Origin of the sequence: Allokutzneria sp. NRRL B-24872 (assembly GCF_002155965.1) — a bacterium.
Lineage (GTDB): Bacteria > Actinomycetota > Actinomycetes > Mycobacteriales > Pseudonocardiaceae > Allokutzneria.
Window position 1 is genome coordinate 47,744 of the sequence record NZ_MUMH01000003.1, and the last position, 9,116, is coordinate 56,859.

Sequence of the window (9,116 nt, forward strand, 5' to 3'; positions counted from 1 at the left end):
TTCAGAGCGCCGCGCCCACGCAGGCCGCCAGGAAGACCACCTGCATCACCGTGCGCGGAACCAGCGGCGTCGCGGGCCGACCACCGAAGTCCAGCCGCTTCACCGCCGCGTGGACGTTCGCCGGGAACATCGCCAGCAGCAGCACCGCGAGGCAGATCGCCGCCGCCCGAGCCGTCACCGGCACGAGCACGCCGACCGCGCCCACGATCTCCAGCACTCCCGTGACCGTGACCAGCAACCCCGGCTTCGGCAACCACGGCGGAACCATCGCGATCATGTCCGCGCGCAGCTTCGACCAGTGCGCGAACCCCGTCAGCAGGAACATCAGCGCCACGCCGACCCGCAGCGCCGACTGCCACCCGTCCAGCACGTCAACCCCGAGCAGTCCAACCACCCGAGCAAGACCCCAACCAGCGAAAAGCGCGATCAACGGTGCCATGCCCGAGAGCATAACACTGTTTTAGAACACCGTTATGGAACTAGTCCACCGGCTGCATCCCCACGCCGCGCCAGCTCAGCCCGGCGCGGCGCAGCACGTCCGGGTCCAGGTGGTTGCGGGTGTCCACGACGACCCGCCCTTCCAGCAGCGAGGCCACCCGCGCCCAGTCCAGCGTTCGGAACTCCGGCCACTCGGTCAGCAGCACCAGGCCCGCCGCCCCCTTGGCCACCTCGTACGCGTCGTCGACCACGCGCACGGTGTCGGTCACACCGGGCACCGCGTGCGCCACACCGGGGTCGTAGGCGGTCAGCTCGGCGCCCTCTTCGCGCAGCAGCTCGGCGACGGCGAGCGCGGGTGAGTCGCGGAGGTCGTCGGTGCCCGCCTTGAAGGTCAGCCCGAGCAGCCCGAGCCGCACGCCGTCCAGCGAACCCCCGCAGGCCTCGCGGATCTTGGTGACGATGCGCTGCCGCTGGCGGGTGTTGGTGTCGATGGTGGCGCGCAGCAGCATGAAGTCGAAGTCGACCGCGTCGGCGGCCTGGATCAGCGCGTGCGTGTCCTTCGGCAGGCAGGAGCCGCCCCATCCCGGGCCGGGCTGGAGGAACGCCTGGCCGATCCGCCGGTCGTAGCCGATGCCCTCGGTGACGTCGGCGACGTTGGCGCCCAGCCGCTCGGACAGCTCGGCGATCGCGTTGACGTAGGACAGCTTCATCGCGAGGAAGCAGTTCGCCGCGTACTTGACCAGCTCGGCGCTGGGCGCGTCGGTGAGCACGGTCGGCGCGCCGAGCCGCGCGTAGAGCGCCGCGACCCGCTCGGCCGCGTCCTGGGCGCTGGAGCCGACCACGATCCGGTCGGGGTTGAGGAAGTCGTGCACCGCGCTGCCCTCGCGGAGGAACTCCGGATTGCTCACCACGGCGATGTCCGGGCGGTTCAGCAGCTGGTGCATGCGCTCGGCGGTGCCGACGGGCACGGTCGACTTGTTCACCACCACGCAGCCGGCGGGCAGCAGGTCGCGCACCTCGGAGATCACCGACTCCACGGCGACCAGGTCGGCAGCGCCGCCGACGCCCATCGGGGTCGGCACGCACATGAAGACGACCTCGGCGTCCAGCACGGCCTTGCTCGCACCGAGCACGAACTCCAGCCGACCCGCCGCGAGACCTTCCGCGACCAGCTCGCTCAGCCCCGGCTCCAGGATGGAGACCCGGCCCGCCGACAGCCGGTCCACCTTGTCCGGGTCGACATCCGCGCAGATCACGCGATGCCCGAGCGAGGCAAGGCACGCGCCCGTCGTCAGTCCGACATAGCCGGAGCCGACAACGGCGATACGACGGGCGAACACCACACCACCCCCGAGGCGGCCAGGGAAGACAGGACCACAGCCCTGGCATCCTGGCATCGTGCACGGACGCATCGCCAACCGGCCAATTCTTGAGCAACTGGGAGTGACTGAGCGGTAACCGGGCATTAGGGTCTCCGGCTTGTGGAGCAGCGTCGTCTGGGTAATTCGGGCCTCGTCGTGAGTGCCGTCGGCCTCGGGTGCAACAACCTGGGCCGGCCCGGCACGCCAACGGAGTCGCTGGCGGGCACCCGCGAGGTGGTCAACGCGGCGCTGGAGTCCGGCGTGACCTTCTTCGACGTCGCCGACGTCTACGGTGCGCCGCGCGGCCGCAGCGAGGACCTGCTCGGGCAGGCGCTGACCGGGGTCCGCGAGCACGCGGTGATCGCCACCAAGTTCGGCATGGACATGCAGGGCACCAACGGCCCCGACTTCGGCGCGCGGGCATCGCGGCGCTACATCACCAGGGCCGTGGAGTCCTCGCTGCGCAGGCTCAACACCGACTGGATCGACCTCTACCAGCTGCACCGGCCCGATCCCGCGACCCCGGTCGAGGAGACGCTGGCCGCGGCGGACGACCTGATCAGCTCCGGCAAGGTCCGCTACGTCGGGCACTGCAACCTGGCGGGCTGGCAGATCGCCGACGCCGCGTGGACGGCGAAGACCACCAACCACGTCGCGCCGATCTCCGCGCAGAACCACTACTCGCTGCTGGAGCGCGAGGCCGAGCGCGACGTGATCCCCGCCTGCACCCGCTTCGGGCTCGGGCTGCTGCCGTACTTCCCGCTGGCCAACGGCCTGCTCACCGGCAAGTACCAGCGCGATGCCGAGCCACCCGCGGGCAGCCGCCTCGTCGGCAGGGAGCGGCTGCTCTCCGACGCGCCGTGGGAGCGCATCGACGCGTTGCGCGAGTTCGCCAAGGAGCGCGGGATCTCCATGATCGACCTCGCCGTCGGCTGGCTGGCCCACCAGCCCTCGGTGGCGTCGGTGATGGCGGGCGCGACCAGCGCGGATCAGATCAAGGGCAACGCCGAGGGCTCCCGCTGGCGGCCGAACGCCGAGGACCTCCAGGAGATCGACCGGATCTGCCCGCCCGGCCGCCGCTGAGTGACTCTCGGTAGCGGAGCACGTCGCCCGTTCGCTGATCACCACTGGCCACATGGCCGATGCTCACGCAGCGTGCGGACCGTCAGGATTTCTCCATGGAGCTTCTCGGAATCCTCGCCCTCCTCGGTGGGCTCGCGCTGCTGGCGGCTCTGCCGCTGGTCGCCGTGATGCACACCGTGGAAGCCCGCCGACGGTAAGCCAACTCACCTCCCAAGCGCTCGCTTGGACCCCGTAGCCTCACAGCGCGGGCGGCAGCTCGGGCCGCCTTCTCGACGCTGAGAGGACAGGCATGCAGATCACCGACACCGCTGCGATCGTCACCGGTGGTGCTTCCGGCCTCGGGGCGGCCACGAGCCGCGCCCTCGCCGCCAAGGGAGCGCGCGTGTTCGCGCTTGACCTGGAGAACTCCATCAAGACCGCCGACCAGGTGGACGGCGTCACCTACGTCGAGGCCGACGTCACCAACGCCGAGCAGGTGCAGGCCGCCATCGAGCAGGCCAGCGCCGCCGGCCCGCTGCGCGTGGTGGTGAACTGCGCGGGCGTCGGCTGGGCCGGCCGCATCCTGAACAAGGCGGGCGAGGCCCACGACTACGACCTCTTCCGCAAGGTCGTGGAGATCAACCTGGTCGGCACGTTCAACGTGATGCGCCTGACCGCAGCCGCGATCGCCACCACCGAGGAGCTGGCGGGCGGCCACCGCGGCGTCATCATCAACACCGCGTCGGTCGCGGCCTTCGAGGGCCAGATCGGGCAGATCGCCTACTCCGCGTCCAAGGGCGGCGTCGTCGGCATGACCGTGCCCGCCGCGCGCGACCTGTCCAACAAGGGCATCCGCGTGATGACCATCGCCCCCGGCCTGGTCAACACCCCGATGCTGGCCGGTGTCGACGAGAAGTTCCGTGAGGGCCTCGCCGCCGGTGTGCCGTTCCCGAAGCGCCTCGCCGAGCCGGAGGAGTACGCCAAGCTCGCCGCGATGATCGTCGAGCACGACTACCTCAACGGCGAGGTCATCCGGATGGACGGCGCCCTGCGGATGGCGCCGCGCTAGAGACGCATCAGAGGTCGCCCGCGAACGGGAGTTCGTGGGCGCCCTCGGAGCTCATCCAGCCGCGCAGCGTCCACGTGGCCATCACGTCGTCCTCGTTGTACTCCAGCAGCCGCCGCCGCTGGTCGGGCTGGGGCTCGTCGCCGTCGAGCCCGACCGCGTCGCGGTACCAGCGCATGGAGTTCTCGCCGCCCGCCTCGGGGTCCCGCCAGTGGAAGCCCGCCGCGGGCGCGATCGTCTTGAGGCCCTTGCCGTTGGCGCACAGGAACTGGTCGCGCACGATGCCGAACAGGTCGACCCACTGGCCGGAGCGGATGAACGACTTGACCTCGGCGACCGTCGGCACTCCGGGCTGCCCGGCGAAGCGCTCCGCGCTGGAGAGCATCCACCGGTTCTCCGCCAGCTCGTTGTAGCAGTAGGCGCGGAAGCTCAACCCGCGCGCGCGGGCCCGCACCCGGATGCCGGTCAGCCAGGTCCAGAACTCGCCGAACGAGCGGCCCTCGTCCTCGGTCGGCAGCGGCTCCCAGGTCGCGAAGGCGCGGTAGCCCTGCCCCTCGTCGACGTCCGCGCCGGAGAGCCAGCAGCCCCACAGGTAGGCGCCGGAGTCGCCGAAGCTCTCCATGTCCACGTCGACCTCGACGTCGGCGCGCGGCACGTCGATCCGCTCGACGCGGCGCACCAGGTTCATCCCCCGCAGCCACGCGCGGGCCAGCAGCACGGAGTCCTCGAACGGCATGCCCACCAGGGGAACCGGCGGCTCCGCGCGCGGATCGAGCTCGGCCAGCTTGTCCACAGTGGACACTCCGACGCCGCGCAGTGCCGTCGCGTCCTCACCGCGCACCACCAGGCTGACGTCGCGGGTGTCGCGCAGCTGCGACTCGCAGGTCTGCCACCACGGGCACGTCCGGCACTCCACGATCCGCGAGGGCCTGGCGAGCGGGTCCGCCCCCGCGCGCGCCGCCCGCGCGACGGCGAGCCGGTCAGCGAAGCGCGCGTCGTACTCCGAGAGCGCAGTGCGGCCGTTGGGCCAGGTCGGCGCGTCGAGGTCGTGCCAGAGCACCACGTCGGCGTCCATCCCGATCACGCCGCCGGTCGCCCGCCCCGTCGCGGCGAAACCACTCGCCTGCAACAGCCGCGTCGCGTGCGCCAACCTCAGCTGGTCACGGGGCTGCGGGCGGACCTTGCGCAGCGGGTCGGAGCGCGCGCCGCCCGGGTAGGGCAGGCTCAGCGGCGAGGTCCGCGCGCCGGAGCCGGGGTCGGAGACCTTGTGCCGCACCACGATCAGCGGCACGTAGCCGCCGTAGGGACTGCGCACCAGCAGTTCGACCCCGCCGCGACGGCCGCCGAGCGGGTCAGCGGGCAGCAGTCCACCCCACACGTAGGGCGCACCAGCGGAGAGCAGCGCGAGGGTGACGCGTTCACGGTCGGCGGCGGACTCCCCCGCGGGCACCTCCGCCCACTGCGCTCCGAGGCCCCGCGCGAGCCGGTCGGCGACCGTCCTGCGGTGCGCCTGGGCGTCGGCCATCCGCTGGGCACCGGCCGGGTCCGTCGGCGCCTTCGGCACGTCCGCCATGTTCGGGTCGTGTTCCAGGTGCACGCGACGTCGGCAGCGGTTCACCACCCCCGCGTCCAGCAACACCTGAGAACTCACATACCCCAGGGTAGGTGTCCTGCCGAAGACCGGTCGCAGGTACTCCGACATCGATCACCAATCGTTGGCCAGCGCGTTGCGCTGCCGTGCGGGCCGCTGCGCCATAGTGTGGCCAGGAGATCGCGGAGGTGACGGCAGGATGGCGCGCAAGCGGCGAGTTCCCAAGCTCACGGCCAGCAACACGAAGAACCTGATCGGCGTCGGCAAGGTGCTGATCCCGGTGCTCGCGCCGATCGCGCTGAAGGCCGCGTCGGTGGCGCGCGAGCGCTACGACCAGATGCGGGCGCGCAAGCTCGGCGTCCCGGTGGACAGCCTCGCCCAGTTCTCCGGCAAGGGCGGCGCGCTGCACGCGCGCCTGGTCGGCGTCGGCAACGCGATCGGGGACCTGCGCACGAGCGGTCGCTCGACGCCCGAGGCGGACGAGTTCGCCGCGGACAGCGAGCAGCGGCTGGTCCAGCTCGCCTCAGCCGTGCGGGCCGCCGAGCGCATGCCGACGGCACGTCGCAAGGCGGCCCACCAGAGCGTCGCGGCGGAGCTGGACCGGATGGAAGCGGAGCTGCTGCGCCGCTTCGGGGTCAGCTAGCCGCGCGTCACCACGGGCCCGGTCAGCGTGACGAAGCCCTGCTCGACCAGCCAGTTCCGCGCCACGTCCGCGGGGTCCTTGCCCTCGACGTCCACCTTGGCGTTGAGCCTGATCATCACGTCGTTGGTCAGGCGGTCGGCGATCGGCTTGATCACCTCGGCGATCTCCGGGTGCTTCTCGTGCAGCTCCTGGCGGATGTTCAGCGCGGCGTTGTAGCGCGGGAAGAACCGCTTGTCGTCCTCGACGACGGCCAGGTCGAGCGCGAGGATGCGCCCGTCGGTGGTGAACACCTCGCCGAAGTTGCAGATCTTGCTCTCGGTCATCGCCGGGTAGATCGCACCGGTGGCCAGGGTCCGCACGCTGTCCTTCTTCACGGAGAACCCGTAGGTCTCCTGCAGCCCGGGGAACCCGTCGTTGCGGTTGGCGAACTCGGTCTCGACGCAGAAGGTCGCCTCCGCCGGGTTCTCCTTGGCCAGCCTGGCGATGTCCGAGGTGGTCCTGATGCCGAGGCGCTGCGCGTTCTGCTTGGTCATGGCGAAGGCGTAGGTGTTGTCCAGCGGCGCCATGTTCACCCAGACGACCTTGTTCTTCTCCAGGTCGGCCTTGCGCACGGCCTCGAACTGCGCGGCGGCGTCCGGGATCGCGTCGGTGTTGCCGAGGTAGCTGATCCACGAGGTGCCGGTGTACTCCCACACCAGGTCGATCTGCCCGCTGGTCAACGCGTCCCGCTGCGAGTTGGAGCCGGAGATGTTGGTCAGGTCGCGGACCTTCGCGCCCGCCGCGGTCAACGCGAACTCCGCGAGGTAGCCCAGGATGATCTGCTCGCTGAAGTCCTTGGAGCCGACCGTGATCTCCACGTCCCGCAGCTGCGGGATCGGCCGGATGCTGCCGGGCTTGACCTCCAGCGGCACCGACGACCCGGCCGACAGCCCGCAGCCCGACAGCAGCGCCACACTTGCCAGTACAGCGACAAGCTTCTTCATCGCAGCCCCCTCGGTCCGAGCAGTTGTTCCGCCAACGCGCCGAGCCAGTCCACGAGCAGGGCCAACGCGACCGCGAGCACCGCGCCGACCACCAGGACCGACGTGCGCCGCAGCTTGTAGCCGGTGTCGATCATCACGCCGAGCCCGCCGCCGTCGACGAGCATCGCCAGCGTCGCCACCCCGACCGCGAGCACGAGCGCCGTGCGCAGACCGGCCAGCACGAACGGCACGGCGAGCGGGAACTCGATGCGCCGCAGCACGGAGAAGCCGGACATGCCGATGCCCCGGCCCGCTTCGACGAGCGAGGGATCGACCTGCTGGAGGCCGACCATCGTGTTGCGCAGCACCGGCAGCAGCGCGTAGAGCGCGGTCGGCAGGACCACCACCCAGAACCCGGTCCACCCGGTGGCCAGGAAGAACAGCACCAGCAGGCCGACGGCGGGCGCGGCCTGGCCGATGTTGGCGATGCCGAGCACCAGCGGCGCGAGCGGCTTCGCCCAGCGGCGGGTCAGCACCACGCCGAGCGGCACCGCCACCACCAGCACGAGCGCGGTCACCACGGCGGTGATCTCCACGTGCTGCCAGGTGAGCGAGAGGATCGTGGAGGCGTTGATGCTGCGCTTCTCGATCTCGTCGAGGTCGCTGCCGAACGCCCACGCCAGCACCACGGCGACGATGCCGAGCACGATCAGCGGCTGGGCGAAGAGCCTGATCCGCTCGGCCCGGCGCGAACCGGGCTCGGCGGTCGGCGCGGTCACGCCCTGGCCTCCTCTCGGAGCTGGCGGATCGTGGTCATCACCGTGTCGATGTCCACCACGCCGACGTACTCGCCACGGGTACCGACCACGACCGCCTGGCCGTCGTCGTCGGTGAGGATCGCTTCGAGCGCGTCCTGCAAGGTCGACGCCTCGGACACGCTGTCCTCGACCGGACGCCCTGCCGTGCGCAGGGACTTCCCCGGCCCGAGGTCGCGCGCGGACACCCACCGCAGCGGCCTGCGGCGCGCGTCGAGCAGCAGCCCGCTGCCCTTGCCGACGCGCTCGCGCAGCTGCTCCGGCGAGTCGTCGACGGTCGCGGTCGGCACGTCGCCGTGCTCGACGTCGCGCACCCGCAACAGCGTGAGCTGCTTCAACGAGGCGCCCGCGCCGACGAATCCGGCGACGGTGTCGTCGGCCGGGTTGGCCAGGATCGCGTCCGGGGTGTCGTACTGGAGGATCTTCGAGCGGTCGCCGAGCACGGCGATCCGGTCGCCCAGCTTCACGGCCTCGTCGAAGTCGTGGGTGACGAACACGATCGTCTTGCCCAGCTCGGACTGCAGGCGCAGCAGCTGGTCCTGGAGGTTGCCCCTGGTGATCGGGTCGACCGCGCCGAAGGGCTCGTCCATCAGCAGCACCGGCGGATCGGCCGCGAGCGCCCTGGCCACGCCGACGCGCTGTTGCTGGCCGCCGGAGAGCTGGCGCGGGTAGCGGTCCCGGAACTCAGCTGGCTCCAGTCCCACCAGGTCCAGCATCTCCTCGACCCGGTCGGCGATCTTGTTCTTGTCCCAGCCGACCAGCCCGGGGACCACGCCGACGTTCTGCCCGACGGTCATGTGCGGGAACAGGCCAGCCTGCTGGATCGCGTAGCCGATCCGCCGCCGCAGCTGGTCCGGGTCGAGCTTGAGCGCGTCGTCCCCGCCGATGGTGATCCGCCCGCCGCTCGGCTCGATCAGCCGGTTGATCATCTTCATCGTGGTGGTCTTGCCGCAGCCGGAGGGGCCGACGAAGACCACCGTCTCCCCCGCCGGGATGGTCATGGTGACCTCGTCCACCGCGGCGCTCTTCTGCCCCGGGTAGCGCTTGCTGACGTTGTCGAGGTGGATCTCCACACCGGTCTTGCCGTTCACCGAATCCCCCTCGGGGTGGTCAGTCGACCGACGAGCACCCACAGCCCGTCGATCACCAGGGCCAGCACGATCACACCGAGGGTTCCG

At 71.0% G+C, this 9,116-nt stretch carries 9 protein-coding genes; 3 read left to right on the top strand and 6 right to left on the bottom strand.

What is annotated here, in order from left to right:
• Position 1: 1 nt before the first annotated feature.
• Together CCN37_RS00595 and CCN37_RS00600 are read right to left on the bottom strand one after the other, a co-directional pair.
• Complete coding sequence (locus CCN37_RS00595) at positions 2-439, bottom strand: DoxX family membrane protein (protein WP_086818623.1); 438 nt, start codon at positions 437-439, stop codon at positions 2-4.
• A 40-nt stretch (positions 440-479) separates the two neighbouring features.
• Positions 480-1,778: a UDP-glucose/GDP-mannose dehydrogenase family protein gene (locus tag CCN37_RS00600; RefSeq protein WP_086818624.1), complete on the bottom strand. Its 1,299-nt coding sequence runs from the start codon at positions 1,776-1,778 to the stop codon at positions 480-482.
• A gap of 177 nt (positions 1,779-1,955) precedes the next feature.
• Here CCN37_RS00600 and CCN37_RS00605 point away from each other — a divergent pair, with 177 nt between their 5' ends.
• Together CCN37_RS00605 and CCN37_RS00610 are read left to right on the top strand one after the other, a co-directional pair.
• Positions 1,956-2,882 carry an aldo/keto reductase gene (locus tag CCN37_RS00605; protein ID WP_371503564.1) on the top strand — a complete coding sequence of 309 codons (927 nt, stop codon included), beginning with the start codon at positions 1,956-1,958 and terminating at the stop codon, positions 2,880-2,882.
• Between the two features lie 289 nt (positions 2,883-3,171).
• A complete protein-coding gene (locus CCN37_RS00610; RefSeq protein WP_086818610.1) occupies positions 3,172-3,930 on the top strand; it encodes an SDR family NAD(P)-dependent oxidoreductase in 759 nt (252 codons plus the stop codon).
• 7 nt (positions 3,931-3,937) lie between these two features.
• On the opposite strand, the gene CCN37_RS00615 is transcribed toward CCN37_RS00610, so the two are convergent.
• On the bottom strand, positions 3,938-5,578 hold the full coding sequence (locus CCN37_RS00615; protein ID WP_086818611.1) for a TM0106 family RecB-like putative nuclease: 1,641 nt from the start codon (positions 5,576-5,578) through the stop codon (positions 3,938-3,940).
• 139 nt (positions 5,579-5,717) lie between these two features.
• On the opposite strand from CCN37_RS00615, the gene CCN37_RS00620 reads away from it, so the two are divergent.
• The gene (locus tag CCN37_RS00620; protein ID WP_086818612.1) at positions 5,718-6,161 is read left to right on the top strand and encodes a DUF6474 family protein; all 444 of its coding nucleotides are present in this window, start codon (positions 5,718-5,720) and stop codon (positions 6,159-6,161) included.
• Here the strand turns inward: CCN37_RS00620 and CCN37_RS00625 are convergent.
• From CCN37_RS00625 to CCN37_RS00635, 3 genes are read right to left on the bottom strand one after another with little or no spacing between them, the layout of a single operon-like run.
• On the bottom strand, positions 6,158-7,144 hold the full coding sequence (locus CCN37_RS00625; protein WP_086818613.1) for a glycine betaine ABC transporter substrate-binding protein: 987 nt from the start codon (positions 7,142-7,144) through the stop codon (positions 6,158-6,160). The genes CCN37_RS00620 and CCN37_RS00625 overlap by 4 nt on opposite strands.
• Positions 7,141-7,902, bottom strand: a complete 762-nt coding sequence (locus CCN37_RS00630; protein WP_086818614.1) for an ABC transporter permease — start codon at positions 7,900-7,902, stop codon at positions 7,141-7,143. Before CCN37_RS00630 ends, CCN37_RS00625 begins: the two co-directional genes overlap by 4 nt.
• Entirely contained in the window at positions 7,899-9,029 is a 1,131-nt protein-coding gene (locus CCN37_RS00635) for an ABC transporter ATP-binding protein (RefSeq protein WP_086818615.1), read from the bottom strand. Before CCN37_RS00635 ends, CCN37_RS00630 begins: the two co-directional genes overlap by 4 nt.
• Positions 9,030-9,116: the final 87 nt, after the last annotated feature.